At 62.1% G+C, this 13,968-nt stretch carries 14 protein-coding genes; 3 read left to right on the top strand and 11 right to left on the bottom strand.

The window, feature by feature from the left end; all coding sequences use genetic code 11:
* Positions 1–129: 129 nt before the first annotated feature.
* The 9 genes from So717_RS15150 to So717_RS15190 all read right to left on the bottom strand — a co-directional run bounded on the left by So717_RS15150 (position 130) and on the right by So717_RS15190 (position 10,010).
* Positions 130–2,331 (bottom strand): 3-hydroxyacyl-CoA dehydrogenase NAD-binding domain-containing protein, encoded by a 2,202-nt coding sequence (locus So717_RS15150; protein WP_159978799.1) that lies wholly within the window; start codon positions 2,329–2,331, stop codon positions 130–132.
* Complete coding sequence (locus tag So717_RS15155; protein ID WP_159978801.1) at positions 2,328–2,651, bottom strand: hypothetical protein; 324 nt, start codon at positions 2,649–2,651, stop codon at positions 2,328–2,330. The genes So717_RS15150 and So717_RS15155 overlap by 4 nt, the downstream gene beginning before the upstream one ends.
* A 70-nt stretch (positions 2,652–2,721) precedes the next feature.
* A complete protein-coding gene (locus So717_RS15160; RefSeq protein WP_159978803.1) occupies positions 2,722–3,672 on the bottom strand; it encodes a hypothetical protein in 951 nt (316 codons plus the stop codon).
* Between the two features lie 5 nt (positions 3,673–3,677).
* Positions 3,678–4,889: an acetyl-CoA C-acetyltransferase gene (locus So717_RS15165; protein WP_159978805.1), complete on the bottom strand. Its 1,212-nt coding sequence runs from the start codon at positions 4,887–4,889 to the stop codon at positions 3,678–3,680.
* A gap of 39 nt (positions 4,890–4,928) precedes the next feature.
* Positions 4,929–5,567: a glutathione S-transferase family protein gene (locus tag So717_RS15170; RefSeq protein ID WP_159978807.1), complete on the bottom strand. Its 639-nt coding sequence runs from the start codon at positions 5,565–5,567 to the stop codon at positions 4,929–4,931.
* 277 nt (positions 5,568–5,844) lie between these two features.
* Positions 5,845–7,002, bottom strand: coding sequence for an acyl-CoA dehydrogenase family protein (locus tag So717_RS15175; RefSeq protein ID WP_159978809.1), 1,158 nt, complete (start codon positions 7,000–7,002; stop codon positions 5,845–5,847).
* Positions 7,003–7,201: 199 nt separating this feature from the next.
* Positions 7,202–8,983: an acyl-CoA dehydrogenase C-terminal domain-containing protein gene (locus So717_RS15180; RefSeq protein ID WP_159978811.1), complete on the bottom strand. Its 1,782-nt coding sequence runs from the start codon at positions 8,981–8,983 to the stop codon at positions 7,202–7,204.
* A 35-nt stretch (positions 8,984–9,018) separates the two neighbouring features.
* Positions 9,019–9,420, bottom strand: a complete 402-nt coding sequence (locus So717_RS15185) for a MerR family transcriptional regulator (protein ID WP_159978812.1) — start codon at positions 9,418–9,420, stop codon at positions 9,019–9,021.
* A gap of 215 nt (positions 9,421–9,635) precedes the next feature.
* On the bottom strand, positions 9,636–10,010 hold the full coding sequence (locus tag So717_RS15190; protein WP_159978814.1) for a MerR family transcriptional regulator: 375 nt from the start codon (positions 10,008–10,010) through the stop codon (positions 9,636–9,638).
* 131 nt (positions 10,011–10,141) lie between these two features.
* Between So717_RS15190 and So717_RS15195 the strand changes: the two genes are divergently transcribed.
* The 3 genes from So717_RS15195 to So717_RS15205 are packed head-to-tail and all read left to right on the top strand — an operon-like array spanning position 10,142 to position 12,403.
* On the top strand, positions 10,142–10,564 hold the full coding sequence (locus So717_RS15195; RefSeq protein ID WP_159978816.1) for a PaaI family thioesterase: 423 nt from the start codon (positions 10,142–10,144) through the stop codon (positions 10,562–10,564).
* A complete protein-coding gene (locus tag So717_RS15200; protein ID WP_159978817.1) occupies positions 10,561–11,076 on the top strand; it encodes a PaaI family thioesterase in 516 nt (171 codons plus the stop codon). The genes So717_RS15195 and So717_RS15200 overlap by 4 nt, the downstream gene beginning before the upstream one ends.
* Positions 11,069–12,403: an MATE family efflux transporter gene (locus So717_RS15205; protein ID WP_159978819.1), complete on the top strand. Its 1,335-nt coding sequence runs from the start codon at positions 11,069–11,071 to the stop codon at positions 12,401–12,403. The genes So717_RS15200 and So717_RS15205 overlap by 8 nt, the downstream gene beginning before the upstream one ends.
* Here the strand turns inward: So717_RS15205 and So717_RS15210 are convergent.
* A complete protein-coding gene (locus So717_RS15210) occupies positions 12,400–13,443 on the bottom strand; it encodes a quinone-dependent dihydroorotate dehydrogenase (RefSeq protein ID WP_159978821.1) in 1,044 nt (347 codons plus the stop codon). The two genes, So717_RS15205 and So717_RS15210, sit on opposite strands and share 4 nt — an antisense overlap.
* Positions 13,440–13,790, bottom strand: coding sequence for a DUF952 domain-containing protein (locus tag So717_RS15215; protein WP_159978823.1), 351 nt, complete (start codon positions 13,788–13,790; stop codon positions 13,440–13,442). Before So717_RS15215 ends, So717_RS15210 begins: the two co-directional genes overlap by 4 nt.
* Between the last annotated feature and the right edge of the window lie 178 nt (positions 13,791–13,968).

A 13,968-nucleotide genomic window follows, 5' to 3' on the forward strand; every position in this document is an offset into this window, starting at 1 on the left:
ACCGGACTTCGGACACCGGGCCGAGCGACGAGGGGTGGCCTGAAAGCCCACCCCACCTGCCAGCACAGAGGTCAGGACCGGCAGGTACGGTGGGCCTTTGGGCCACCGCCTTGGCACTGCGTGCCCGCTTCAGGCAGCTTTGGCGGTCTTACTGAATCGGCCGTAGAAGCTCTGCCCCTTCGCTGCCATCTCGCGCAACAACTTCGGGCAGGCAAAGCGGTCTCCAAAGGCGTCTGTCAGCTGGTCACAGCGCTCGGCGGCGTAAGGCGCGCCGATCATGTCGAGCCAGCTGAGCGGGCCGCCGGACCATGGTGCAAAGCCCCAGCCTAGGATCGCGCCCACATCCCCTTCACGGATGTCCATGAGCACGCCCTCTTCCAGCGCGCGCACCGCTTCCAGCGATTGCGCAAAGAGCAGGCGGTGCTGCACATCCGTCAGCTCCGGCTGATCGTCGGCCACGGGGTATTGGGCTGCCAGCCCCTCCCATAGCCCCTGGCGTTTGCCTTTTTCGTCGTAGGCATAGAACCCTGCAGAAGACTTCCGGCCCAACCGGCCTTCGCCTTCCATCCAGAAGATCACGTCATCCACGGCAGCGTCGGGATAGGCGTCACCCATGGCAGCCTTGGTGGCGCGGGCGATCTTGGCGCCGAGGTCGATCGAGGTCTCATCAACCAGTTGCAGCGGACCCAGCGGCATGCCGACCAGACGCGCCGCATTCTCGACCAGCGCAGGCTCAACCCCTTCGGCCACCATGCGGATGCCTTCGTTGATGTAAGGAATGATGCAGCGGTTGGCATAGAAGAAGCGGGCGTCGTTCACCACAATCGGTGTCTTGCGGATCTGGCGCACGTAGTCGAGCGCCTTGGCCACCGCGCGGTCGCCTGTACCCTTGCCCTTGATGATTTCCACCAGCAGCATCTTTTCCACGGGCGAGAAGAAGTGGATGCCGATGAACTGCTCAGGACGGCTTGACGCCTTGGCCAGCTCGGTGATCGGCAGGGTGGAGGTGTTGGAGGCAAAGATGCAATCCTCGGGGATCACCGCCTCGACCCTTTGCGTCATCTCGGCCTTGACCTTCGGGTCCTCAAAGACCGCTTCGATGATCAAGTCACAGCCCTTGAGTGCGTCGAGATCGCTGGTCGCCGTGATGAGGCTGAGAAGCTGCTCTTTCTTCTCCGGCGTGGTTTTCTTGCGCTGAATGCCTTTGTCGGCAAACTTGGCCGTATAGTCTTTGCCGCGGTCTGCCGCCTCCTGAGTCTGGTCGATCAGCACCACCTCGATGCCCGCCTGTGCGGAGACCAGTGCGATCCCCGCGCCCATCATACCGGCACCGAGCACGCCCAGCTTTTTCACACGTTGATCGGCCACCTCCTGCGGGCGCACGGCCCCTTTCTCCAGCGCTTCCTTGTTGATGAAAAGCGATCGGATCATCGCCTCCGACGAGGGGTTCATCAGAACGGAGGTGAACCAGCGCGCCTCGATCTTTAGCGCGGTGTCGAAAGGCACCAGCGCCCCTTCGTAAACTGCTGAAAGCAGCGCCTTGGCCGCCGGATAGACCCCTTGGGTCTTGCCGTTGACCATCGCCGAGGCGCCCACGAAGGTCATGAAACCCGCCGGGTGGTAAGGCGCGCCACCGGGCATCTTATAGCCCTTGGCGTCCCACGGCTTCACCAAATCAGCATCCTTGGCGCTCAGCACCCACGCGCGGGCGTCGGCCGTCGGATCGTCAGAAACCTCGTCGATCAGACCCGCGCCTTTCGCTTTCACCGGATCGACCAGCTTGCCCTCCAGCAGGAAGGGCGAGGCAGCCATGGCGCCCATCTTGCGCACCAGCCGCGTGGTGCCGCCTGCACCGGGGAAGATGCCCACCATGATCTCGGGCAGGCCGATCTTGGCCCTGGGATTGTTGGCGGCAAAGATGCGATGACAGCTGAGCGGCAGCTCCAGCCCGATCCCAAGCGCCGTGCCGGGCAGGACGCAGGCAATCGGCTTGCCACCCTTCTGGGTCTTGGGATCCATCCCGGCCAGCTCGATCTTCCGCAGCAGGCGGTGCATGTCCATCACGCCCTCAAAGAGCCCCTTGGCCGGGGTCTCGCCCGCATCCGCCTTCATCTTGGCGATGAGGTTGAGGTCCATCCCACCCGCGAAAGAGCCCGCCTTGCCCGAGGTCAGGACGATGCCCTTCACCGCCTCATCGGCCAGCGCCTCATCTATCAGCGTATCGATCTGCGCAAGCCCCTCATAAGACATCACATTCATGGATTTGCCCGGTACATCCCAGGTGATCGTGGCAATGCCGTCGCTGTCGGTCTGACTTGTAAACTCGGTCATTTTTCGTCTCCGGGAATTAGGCCCAATTCAATCAGCTTCTTTTCCATATTATCGTCGTGATTTTCTGGGTGAGGCCACGTATCGATGGTGCACCAAAGATTGTCCAAAGTGCCTGGTCCGGGATGGCTGGCAATCGCGTCCCAATACTTGGCTTGAAATTTTGCAAAGTCGGATTCGCTGATGTTTGAGTTCTGCCATGTCCCCGTACTCGAGCCACCTGGACCTGTACGAAAATCATAGTTGTCGGCAATGCCAGCTAGTTTGTTCCTGAGCGTCGAACCGCTGTCACCTGTGATAGAGACTCTGATGATTGCTCTCATCGTGCCGATTCCCGTGATTGCTTAGCAAAGCTTGTGATGCCATCGCTATCGGTTTGACTTGTAAACTCGCTCATGTGCGGGTCCTTTCTTGGATCGTTCTGAGGGTCACCAGAGCCGTCGACGGCTTGGGGACATTGTAGGGAAACCTGGTGTTGGACAGGGAATTCGTGACGGATTTCAGATACCAGGTGGTGCCCTGGCGTTTGAGTATCATACGGGATTTGATCGGGCCGAAGACGCTGACCTCTCCGTTGTAGAAGTCGGTGGCGTGGTAGCCGCAGATGAGATCGCTGGCGATGAACTCCGCCCGTTCCGCGCGCCGCTCCAGCCGGTCGGCGCCGCGATCCTGCATCTCCCGGCGCAGCATGTCGAAAAACGGGCGCACCTCGTTTGGCGCTGAAATGATCGTGTCGAGCGCTTCCGTGTGCGAGCTGTAGGGGAAGAGCAGACAGCTGCAATAGGCGTCAAAATCCTCCTCGGTGGTGGCCTCGGAGAGCTCGTCGATGAAGCTCTGATAGATGATCCGCGGGTCAACGGACTGGCGGCGCGCGTCGTTCTCAGGCGAGGCCAGCGCCTCGGGGCGCGCGCCATCACGGTGCACATGCGGAATGTGGATGGGCCAATGCGGGTTGTCGAGCATGCATTCCACTTCCAGCACCTTCCAAAGCCCCTCCTCGCGCAGAAGCACCATGCGGTTGGCGTAGCTGTCGACCACTGGCACCGCATTGTTCAGCGTGTGGGTCACGTGATGCCCGGTCATGTAGTTCTCGCTCATGAATTCCGCGTCGGTGGCCAACCGTACCAGATGCGTGGCCCCGCGCCCCAGGAGGGCATCGCGGAAGGCCGTGAGGCCGATGATCAGGTCCTCGGCCGTCTCCACGACGATCTCAGTGCTTTGGGTGCGTTGAAGATGCGGCAGTTTGATCCGCGCCTGCGCCACTTCCCAGTCGCCGTCCATCAGGGCGCGGGAGAGCACGTCCAGCGTTTCCTGATAGACGGTAAGGGCGGTGACGCCGGCCATGGCGCTTACACGCGCTCGATGATGGTGGCAGCCCCCATCCCGCTTGCGATGCAGAGCGTGGCGAGACCGGTTTCCTTATCCGCACGCTCCATCTCATCGAGCAGGGTGCCGATGATCATCGCGCCGGTGGCTCCAAGCGGGTGACCCATGGCGATAGAACCGCCGTTCACGTTGACCTTGCCGTGGTCTACATCGAAGGCCTGCATGAAGCGCAAGACGACCGAGGCAAAGGCCTCGTTGACTTCGAAGAGATCGATGTCTTTTATCTCCATGCCGTTGTCGGCAAGAATCTTCTCGGTCACGGGCACAGGGCCTGTCAGCATGATCGTGGGGTCGGTTCCGATCTTGGCAGTGGCTTTGATGCGCGCGCGGGGTTTCAGCCCGTGCGTTTCACCGAACGCCTTCGAGCCGATCAGCAGGGCGGCTGCACCGTCCACGATGCCGCTCGAATTGCCTGCGTGGTGAATGTGGTTGATCTTCTCTAGGTGCGGGTACTTCATCAGCGCGACCTTGTCGAAGCCCGGCATGACCTCGCCCATGGCCTGAAAGGCAGGGTTCAAACCGCCCAAGGACTGCATGTCGGTCTGAGGCCGCATATATTCGTCATGATCAAGGATCGGCAGGCCGTTCTGGTCCGTGATCTCGATGACGGATTTGGCAAAGCGCTTCTCATCCCAGGCCTGTTTTGCCCGGCGCTGAGACTCAACGGCCAGTTGGTCCGCATCATCGCGGGTGAAGCCATATTCTGTCGCGATGATGTCGGCGCTGATCCCCTGCGGCACAAAGTATTGCTCCATGGCAATCGACGGATCGACGGCAACCGCGGCCCCATCTGAGCCCATGGCCACGCGCCCCATCATCTCGACACCACCCGCGATATAGCCGTCGCCCGCACCGCCGCGTACTTGGTTGGCCGCAAGGTTCACCGCCTCCATACCGGACGCACAGAAGCGGTTGATCGCAAGGCCCGGGATGCGCTCATCAAGGTCTGAGGCCAGCACGGCGGAGCGTGCCAGGCAGCCGCCTTGTTCCATCACTTGTGTGACGTTGCCCCAGATCACGTCCTCGACGGCATGGCCTTCCAGGTTGTTGCGCGCCTTCACGGCGTTCAGCGTCTGAGCCGACAGGCGCAGCGCGGTCACCTCATGCAAGGCGCCGTCCTTGCGACCCTTCCCGCGCGGGGTGCGCAGCGCGTCATAGATATAGGCTTCGGTCATTTGTCTCTCCTTGTCGCACAAGAGGCGCGGTTTTCCGGGTCAGGCGCGATCAGCGGGGCTGCCGGGCATGAGGTCATAGGGGGCCTTCCAGCCCGGGGTGTCTGACAGGCGGGTGAGCCACGTGTCGATGTGAGGCCACTCGCTCCGGTCAAACCCGAAGGGCTCGGGGTAGTAAAGGTATCCGCAGCAACTGATGTCGGCATTTGTGACCCCATCGCCAACCACCCAGTCGCGGTTCTGCAGATGCGCGTCGAGCACCGCATAAGCTGCCTTGAGGCGCCCTTGCATGAAGGCGATCACTTCTGCGGGCCGCTTGTCTTCCGGCAGGAAATTCATCAGGAACCGCGTCATGCCCGCCGCCGAGCTGAGCTTGTGGTTGTCCCAAAGCAACCAGCGCAGAACCTCGCGCCGCTCAGCGGCGTCACTGCCTCCCAGCTTGCCGGATTTCTCGGACACATAGTCCTGGATGACGCCCGATTGCGTGAGCCGCAGATCGCCATCCACCAGCACCGGGGCCTCTCCCATCACATTGACGGTCTCGCGGTAGTCTTCTGACCGCGTCTCGCCGCCAAAAAAGTCGACCTTTACAGGCTCCCAATCGAGGCCCGAGAGTTCAAGCGCGAGTGCCGCCTTGTAGGAGTTGCCGCTTTCGCCGAAGCAATAGAGTTGCATGGTCATAAGGGATCGTCTTTCCGTGTTGGGGGAGAGGTCGGGATTTGAGTATTTCTGGAAGGGTGAAGCAGACTTTCGAACTGTCCTGAACGACTTGTTAACCCTGATCGGGTCAGCATGACAGTACGGTACAGGCTGGAGAGCCGATGACCGTGAAGGGTGAAGGCGTTTCGGTCGGGATGGCCAACGCCTAAAGAGCGAAGCGTCTTCGCGTCTTCACCCTTCGCCAAATACTCCCGCCGGAGGCGGCTCAACGGATCACACCACCCTGCCGATTGACTGGTCACAGCGCCCTCGCAATCAGCTCTTTCATGATCTCATTGGTGCCGCCGTAGATGCGCTGTACCCGGGCGTCGGCCCACATCTCGGCCACTGCGTATTCCTGCATGAACCCATAGCCGCCGTGCAGTTGCACACAGTCATCGAGCACCGCGCATTGCGTATCGGTCAGCCAGTACTTCGCCATCGCCGCTCTTTCGACGGTCAGGGCACCGCGCAGGTGCTCTGCGATGCACTGATCGAGAAAGGCGCGCGCGACCGTGGCTCGGGTCTGGGACTCCGCCAGCTTGAACCGTGTGTTCTGGAACTGGGTGAGCGGCCCGCCGAAGGCCTCGCGCTCCTTGCAATAGGCGATGGTGCGCGCCACAGCGCCTTCCATCGCACCGACTGCCCCGCAAGCGATGATCAGCCGCTCCTGCGGCAGCTGCTGCATCATCTGATAAAAGCCCTGACCCTCGGCGCCCCCCAGGATGTTTTCGGGCGGGACCGCGACATCATCGAAGAAGAGCTCTGACGTGTCATTCGCATGCAACCCCACCTTCTCCAGATTGCGCCCGCGGCTGAAGCCCTGTGCGCCGTCGGTCTCCAGCATGACGAGCGACAGACCTTTGGAGCCTTGCGACGGGTCGGTCTTGGCCGCCACGATGATCAGATTGGCATGCTGCCCGTTGGTGATGAAGGTCTTCTGCCCCGACAGCCGATAGACATTCCCGTCGCGCAAGGCCCTGGTCTTGATCGCCTGCACGTCCGAGCCGGTCGAGGGCTCCGTCATCGCCAGCGCACCAACGAGCTCGCCCGAGATCATCTTCGGCAGCCAGCGCTGCTTCTGGTCTTCGGTGCCATAGGCGAGCACATAATGCGCCACGATCCCGGAGTGGATGCCATGCCCCCAACTGGCCAGATTGGCACGGGCCGCTTCGATCAGGATCGCCGCTTCATGGCCAAAATCGCCACCCGGCCCGCCGTAGGCCTCCGGGATGGATGGGCAGAGCAGGCCCAGCTCTCCGGCCTGACCCCAGGTCTCGCGATCCATTTGCCCCTGTTTGCGCCAGCGTTGGACGTGCGGCGCCCACTCGGTTGTGATGAACTGCGCCGTCATCTCCGCGATCATGCGGTGTTCGTCGGTCATCCACCCGGGTGTGATCTCTGTGCCGTCTTTCATGTAGCGTCCTCCCAAACGCGCATGTTCCCTGCAAACGTCAAGTACCGCGCCATGCGCCTGCGGCAAACCAAATCCGCCCGTCGCACCCGCACCCGGCCAAGACAACCGTGGCACATTGCGTCAGGCGGAACGGGTGGGGCATCAGCGGATTCCTCTCAAATGACAGGTGGGGTGGGCTTTCAGGCCACCCCTCCCAGGGCTAGAAGTTGGCGGCATCGAGCGCCATGACAGTGTCCGCCCCGGTCTCGATCCGGCTCAGGTGCAGGGCTGTTGCGGGCAATTGACGCGCCATGTAATAGCGCCCGGTGTGGAGCTTTGTTTCGTAGAAATCGACGTCTGAGGCGCCGCCTGCCAGCGCATCTTTCGCCGCCTTGCCCATCTTCGCCCACATCAGGCCGAGGCAGACATGCCCGAACATATGCATGAAATCATAGGACCCCGAGAGCGCATTGTTGGGATTTTTCATGCCGTTCTGCATGAAGTACATTCCCGCCGCCTGCAGATCCTTGCTCGCGCGCTTCAGCGGCTCCAGGAACTGCGCGTCGAACTCTGCGTCCTGCCCGGCATTCTCCTTGATGAAGCCTTTGACCAGCTCGAAGAACGCCATCACATGCTTGCCGCCGTCCTGTGCCAGTTTACGACCGACGAGGTCGAGCGCCTGCACGCCGTTGGCACCTTCGTAGATCATCGCGATCCGCGCGTCGCGGGCGAACTGCGACATGCCCCACTCCTCGATATAGCCATGCCCGCCATAGACCTGCTGCGCCTTGATGGTCATGTCGTAACCCTGGTCGGTCAGGAAGCCCTTGATCACCGGCGTCAGCAGCGACACCAGACCATCCGCGTCCTTGTCGCTAGACCGGTGCGCGGCATCGATCATCGTCGCACCCCAAAGGATGAAGGCACGCGCGCCCTCGGCAAAGCTCTTCTGGTCCATCAGGGCACGGCGGATGTCCGGGTGCACGATCAGCGGATCGGCTGGGCCTTTGGGGTTCTTCACGCCGGTCACGTCGCGGCCCTGCAGCCGATCCTTAGCGTAGTCTAATGCGTTCTGATAGGCGACTTCCGCCTGGCTCAGCCCCTGCATGCCCACACCCAGACGCGCCTCGTTCATCATGGTGAACATCGCGCGCATGCCCTTGTGTTCTTCGCCCAGCAGATAACCGGTCGCACCGTCGTAGTTCATCACGCAGGTGGAGTTGCCGTGGATGCCCATTTTCTCTTCGATCTTGCCAACGGCCACACCATTGCGCGCACCAAGGCTGCCATCGTCGTTCACGCATATTTTTGGAACAATGAAGAGCGACACGCCCTTGATGCCCTCCGGCGCGCCGGTGATCTTGGCCAGCACAAGGTGGATGATGTTGTCGGACATGTCGTGCTCACCGGCGGAGATGAAAATCTTCTGCCCGGTGATGCGATAGCTGCCATCACCCTGCGGTTCGGCCTTGGTGCGCATCAGGCCCAGATCGGTGCCGCAATGCGGCTCAGTCAGGTTCATCGTGCCGGTCCAGTCGCAGGCGACCATCTTGGGCAGATACATGTCCTTCTGCGCCTCGGTGCCATGGGCCAGTATGGCGGACGCCGCACCATGTGTCAGGCCCTGATACATGGTGAATGCCATATTCGCGCCCGAGAACATCTCACCCACCGCCGTGCCGATGACGCAGGGCATGTTCTGCCCGCCATATTGCTCCGGCATATCAAGGCCGGGCCAGCCGCCCTCCTTGACCTGGTCAAAAGCCGCCTTGAAGCCCGTCGGCGTGCGCACAACACCGTTCTCCAGCGTACAGCCCTCAGTGTCGCCCACAACATTCAGGGGCGCCAGCACGTCTGAGCTCAGCTTGCCCGCTTCTTCCAGAATCGCGGAGGTGAAATCCGCCTCCAGCTCGTCATAGCCGGGAGTGTTCTGCTCAGTGACCTTCAGCACATCATGCAGCACGAATTGCAGATCTTTGGTCGGGGCGGTGTAGCGGGGCATCCTGGTCTCTCTCCCTGAAGGCGTGATGGCGTGTGTTACTCGGCGGCGCTGCGCGGCGTGCGCAAGGAGGTCAGCATCTCTTCACCCCATTTGAGTTGTTCTGTCAGTTCGGCAATGGCCTCGTTCAGCGCGTCGCGTTGGCTGACCAGATCGGCAAGACGGTCGCGTGCAACCTCATAGGTCCGCTGCAACTGGGTCTGTTGCTGGTCACCCATGTCATAGAGGTCCAGCAACTGGCGGATTTCTTCGAGGCTGAAGCCGAATTTCTTGCCCCGCAGGATCAGCTTGAGCCGCGCGCGGTCGCGGCGGGTAAAGAGACGTCTTTGTCCTTCGCGAATGGGGAACAGCAGCTCCTTTGACTCGTAAAAGCGCAAGGTGCGCGGCGTGACGTCGAATGCGTCACACATCTCGCGGATGGTCATAATTTCGTCGGTCATCGTCGCTACTCTTCTCACATCGGAATGCGGCACAAATATGAACTGGGGGGTCAACTACAACGCGAGATAACGTTTACGTAACCCGAACGTCACGTCACTTTGGCAGGTGTCATTGCGGAAGCCCAGAGGCACGTGGCGTCACATCACCAAGCTGCCCGACCAGGCCGCGCGTGGCATGCGAAAATCCGCCCATCTGGGCCGCTTGGGAGAGGATTTCAGCTCTTGCTGATCTCGCCGGCGACAGAATCACGTAGATCCTGCAGCTCTTGCATGGCCTCGTCGAGCTGTTGCCGCTGGTCGGCCAGTTCTTTCAACTGCCCATCCGCGAGATTGACCCAGGCCTCCATTTGCGCCGAGGTGCCTTCGTTTTCATAGATCAGCAGCCATTGCCGGATGTCCTCCAGCTGAAAGCCGAACTTGCGTCCGCGCAGGATCAGCTTCATCCGCGCCCGTTCCCGCGGCCCGTAAAACCGCGCGCGCCCCTCCCGGTCGGGCTGCAGCAATTCGATGTACTCATAGTACCGGAGCGTGCGCGGTGTTACGTCGAACTCGGCGCACATCTCTTTGAACGTCAGGCGCTGGTCTGCCATGCGATGTCTCTCCCTGACCTCCAAGCTAGGCCGCAGGTATCGCGAGTGCAACCGCAGGTCTTGCCCTTGGCGACAGGATGCGTTGATAAAGGGGCAGTGCAGTTCGGGCCGTGCCCGATGGAGACGCTCCCATGGCCACAAAAACCGATATCGCCCGGCAGTTTATCGAAGCCATTCCGCACAGCAAGGCGCTGGGCATGCGCCTGACGGACATGGGTGAGGGCGAAGCGATGATCGAGATGCCCTACGATGAAAAACTGGTGGGCGATCCCGAGACGGGCGTGATTCACGGCGGGGCTGTCTCGGCGCTGATGGACACCTGCTGTGGTGCCGCAGTCATGAGCCATCCGGGCAATCCGGGCGGCACGGCAACCATCGATTTGCGCATTGACTACATGCGGGCCGCAACCCCGGGGCAGGCCATCACGGCGCGCGCGACCTGCTACCACGTAACCCGCACCGTGGCCTTCGTGCGCGCCACAGCCACGGATGAAGATGCCGAGAACCCGGTGGCCGCCGCCACCGGCGCCTTTACGGTGGAGGGCACCCGATGAAGGCGCCACGGCGCAAGCCGGAGCCGGTGCAGGTGATAAAGCAGCGCCGCGATGCCACCTTGCGCGCACTGGTCGAAGGGGTGCCCTATATCCAGTATCTCGGTATGCAATTCGAGCGCAAAGGCGACGAGCTGACGGGTGTTCTGCCATTCGATCAAAAGCTGATCGGCAACCCGATGCTCCCTGCGATCCACGGTGGGGTCACAGCGGCTTTCCTAGAGGTCACCGCGATCATCACGCTGAGCTGGACATACCTCTGGGAAGATGTCGAGTCGGGCGCCATCGACACCGCCACGCTGGAGGCGGGCGGGCTGCCGCGCTTGCCGAAAACAATCGATATTTCAACGGATTATCTGCGCTCCGGCCTGCCGCGGGATGCATATGCGCGGGCCCGGATCAACCGCTCAGGCCGGCGCTATGCGTCGGTGCATGTGGAGGCCTGGCAAGACAATCGCACCCGCCTTTTTGCGCAGGCCACCGGACATTTCCTGATGCCGCAACGCCGTGACTGACACCACATCTGACGCGCAGGCAGCTGTCAGCCACCGCCGCGTCCTGAAAATCGCCCTGCCCATCGTGCTGTCCAATGCGACGGTGCCAATCCTTGGCGCCGTGGATGTGGGCGTCGTGGGGCAACTGGGCGCGGCGGCCCCCATTGGGGCGGTGGGCCTTGGCGCCGTTATCCTGAGCACGGTCTACTGGATCTTCGGGTTTCTGCGCATGGGGACGGTGGGCCTTGTTGGCCAGGCGGCGGGGGCGGGAGATGACGCAGAGGTGTCGGCGTGGTTGACGCGTGCGCTGCTGGTGGCGCTGGCGGGCGGGCTCACGCTCATCGTGCTGCAACCGCTGATCTTCTGGGGTGCACTGACGCTCGCAGACGCCAGCGACGAGGTCACGGGACTTGCGCGGTCGTATCTCACCATCCGCATCTGGACGGCGCCTGCGGCCATCGCCGTATATGCGCTGACCGGTTGGCTGGTCGCGATGGAGCGGACGGGCGGTGTCTTCTGGGTGCAACTGGTGATGAATGGCACCAACATCCTGCTTGATCTGCTGTTTGTGTTGGTTCTGGATTGGGGTGTACCCGGTGTTGCGGTCGCGACGGTCATCGCGGAACTGACGGGGGCGGCGCTGGGGCTCTGGTTCTGCCGGGCGGCGTTTGCCAACCTGGCGTGGCGAGAGTGGCCGCGGATTTTCGAACGCTCCAAACTTGTCCGCATGGCGCTTCTCAACACCGACATTTTGCTGCGCTCGGCCATGTTGATGATCATCTTTTCCTCGCTCGGGTTCATCGGGGCGCGCCTGGGTGATGTGACGCTGGCTGCCAACCAGGTGCTGATCCAGTTCATGTATATTACCGCCTATGCGATGGATGGCTTCGCCTTTGCGGCCGAGACGCTGATCGCGCGGGCCTTTGGGCGGGGCGACCGTGCCTATGTGCGCCGCGCCGCTCTGGTCACCTCGGTGTGGGGGCTGCTCATCTGCGTGTTCATGGCCACCGCCTTCGGATTCGTGGGGGGATGGGGCATTGATCTGATGGCCAAAAACGCCGATGTGCAGCAGACTGCGCGGCAGTTTCTGCCTTATATGGTGGTGGCGCCCTTGCTCGGATGTGCCGCCTGGATGTTTGACGGTATCTTCATTGGTGCCACACGCAGCAAGGACATGCGCAATATGATGGCGCTGAGTTTTCTGATCTATTGGCTGGCGCTTGCGGTGCTTTTGCCCACCCTTGGCAATCACGGGCTCTGGCTCGCGCTGCTGATCTCTTTCATTGCGCGGGGCGTAACCCTGGGCCTGCGCTATCCAGCACTGGAGGCGGCGGCAGGGAAGGCCTAGAGCCAGTCGGCGCGGGCTGTGCCAACGGCCTCCGCTACGCTGGAAAACCCGTCGCGTGCAAGCAGCGCGTCGAGGCCCTTGACGATGTCTGTGACCAGCGACAGCCCGCCAAAGACAAGCGCGGTGTAGAGCTGCACCGCCGAGGCGCCCGCGCGGATCTTGGCATAGGCTTGCTCGGCTGAGCCGACGCCGCCCACGCCGATCAGAGGGATGTCTGTCTGCGCAGAGAGCTGCGCCAATACCCGTGTTGACCGTTCGAACAGGGGTTGACCTGACAAGCCACCGGCTTCCGCTGCATGGCGGCTTTTCAGATTGTCTCGGGCAAGCGTTGTATTGGTGGCGATGATCGCATCGACCTGCGCGTCGCGCGCGACCGTGGCGATATCAGCAATCTCGGCCTCTGTCAGATCCGGCGCGATCTTCAAGAAGACAGGGGTTTTGTCCCGCACCTGCATCACCCCATCGAGCAGGGCCGCGAGCGCTGCTGGGCCTTGCAGGTCGCGCAGCTTTTCAGTGTTGGGAGAAGACACGTTGACGGTTGCGAAATCGACCTCTTTGCAAAGGTGCACCATGACCTTTGCAAAGTCCGCAGCGCGGTCGGGGCTGGTCTTGTTGGCGCCGAGGTTCAGGCCAAGTGGGATGGATGCGGTTGCCGCCGCAAGCCGGGTGCCGATCACCTCCATCCCGTCGTTGTTGAAGCCAAATCGGTTGACGGCCGCCGCATCTTCGCTGAGCCGAAAGAGGCGGGGCCTGGGGTTGCCCGGCTGCGGCAGTGGCGTGGCGGCTCCGACTTCCACAAAGCCAAAGCCTGCGCGGGCCAGTGGGGCGATGGCGTCCGCATTTTTGTCAAACCCGGCGGCGAGTCCAATCGGGTTGGGCATGGTGAGCCCGGCCAGGCTCGTCTTCAGACGGTCGGAGGTGACGGGTCCGGGCGCGGGGGCCAGACCGCTGCGCAGGGCCCTCAGGGCAAGACCATGGGCCGCTTCCGGATCCATGCGGCGCAGAATGGAAAGCCCGAGCCGCTCGAGCGGTCGGCTCATGCGCTGGCCTCGTCCAGCCCGGCGGGAAACTGGTGCATGCCGTCTTGCAGCGGCAGGGGTTGCGCCCAGACCACATCCTCCTGGCGCAGCACCCGGTAGAGATGAGGGAACAGCTGGTCTCCGCGCGAGACCTCCCACTTCAGATCATCGCCGAGCCGGTCTGTGTCAACGGCGAGGAGCATGAGGTCGTCTTCGCCAGCGAAATGCTTGGCGGCCGTCTCTGCCGCCTGATCTGCGGTGGAGAAATGCACATAGCCGTCTGCCACGTCGATGGGCGCGCCAGCGGTTTTGCCATCGGCCCGCAGTGTGGCCCATTCTTCGGCCCGGAAAATCTTGAAGATCAACATGAGGGGGTGATGCCCGCTGTGGTGTGTGGCGTCAAGCGGGGGTGGCCTGAAAGCCCACCCCACCTGCCTGCTGCGCTGTCGCACATTTGAGCGCCGGTGCGCGTTGACGCATGGTCTGGTCTCCGTCAGCGCAAGCAGCCTTTGACACTCCGTCTGAGCAGCGTCACGATGCTGTCAT

It is taken from the genome of Roseobacter cerasinus (assembly GCF_009811755.1).
In the GTDB taxonomy this organism is placed as follows: Bacteria; Pseudomonadota; Alphaproteobacteria; order Rhodobacterales; family Rhodobacteraceae; genus Roseobacter; species Roseobacter cerasinus.

Excerpts from the sequence above, each read along its gene's own strand:
- So717_RS15150 (WP_159978799.1), bottom strand. The coding sequence starts at position 2,331 with ATGACCGAGTTTACAAGTCAGACCGACAGCGACGGCATTGCCACGATC.
- So717_RS15155 (WP_159978801.1), bottom strand. The coding sequence starts at position 2,651 with ATGAGAGCAATCATCAGAGTCTCTATCACAGGTGACAGCGGTTCGACG.
- So717_RS15160 (WP_159978803.1), bottom strand. The coding sequence starts at position 3,672 with ATGGCCGGCGTCACCGCCCTTACCGTCTATCAGGAAACGCTGGACGTG.
- So717_RS15165 (WP_159978805.1), bottom strand. The coding sequence starts at position 4,889 with ATGACCGAAGCCTATATCTATGACGCGCTGCGCACCCCGCGCGGGAAG.
- So717_RS15170 (WP_159978807.1), bottom strand. The coding sequence starts at position 5,567 with ATGACCATGCAACTCTATTGCTTCGGCGAAAGCGGCAACTCCTACAAG.
- So717_RS15175 (WP_159978809.1), bottom strand. The coding sequence starts at position 7,002 with ATGAAAGACGGCACAGAGATCACACCCGGGTGGATGACCGACGAACAC.
- So717_RS15180 (WP_159978811.1), bottom strand. The coding sequence starts at position 8,983 with ATGCCCCGCTACACCGCCCCGACCAAAGATCTGCAATTCGTGCTGCAT.
- So717_RS15185 (WP_159978812.1), bottom strand. The coding sequence starts at position 9,420 with ATGACCGACGAAATTATGACCATCCGCGAGATGTGTGACGCATTCGAC.
- So717_RS15190 (WP_159978814.1), bottom strand. The coding sequence starts at position 10,010 with ATGGCAGACCAGCGCCTGACGTTCAAAGAGATGTGCGCCGAGTTCGAC.
- So717_RS15195 (WP_159978816.1), top strand. The coding sequence starts at position 10,142 with ATGGCCACAAAAACCGATATCGCCCGGCAGTTTATCGAAGCCATTCCG.
- So717_RS15200 (WP_159978817.1), top strand. The coding sequence starts at position 10,561 with ATGAAGGCGCCACGGCGCAAGCCGGAGCCGGTGCAGGTGATAAAGCAG.
- So717_RS15210 (WP_159978821.1), bottom strand. The coding sequence starts at position 13,443 with ATGAGCCGACCGCTCGAGCGGCTCGGGCTTTCCATTCTGCGCCGCATG.
- So717_RS15215 (WP_159978823.1), bottom strand. The coding sequence starts at position 13,790 with ATGTTGATCTTCAAGATTTTCCGGGCCGAAGAATGGGCCACACTGCGG.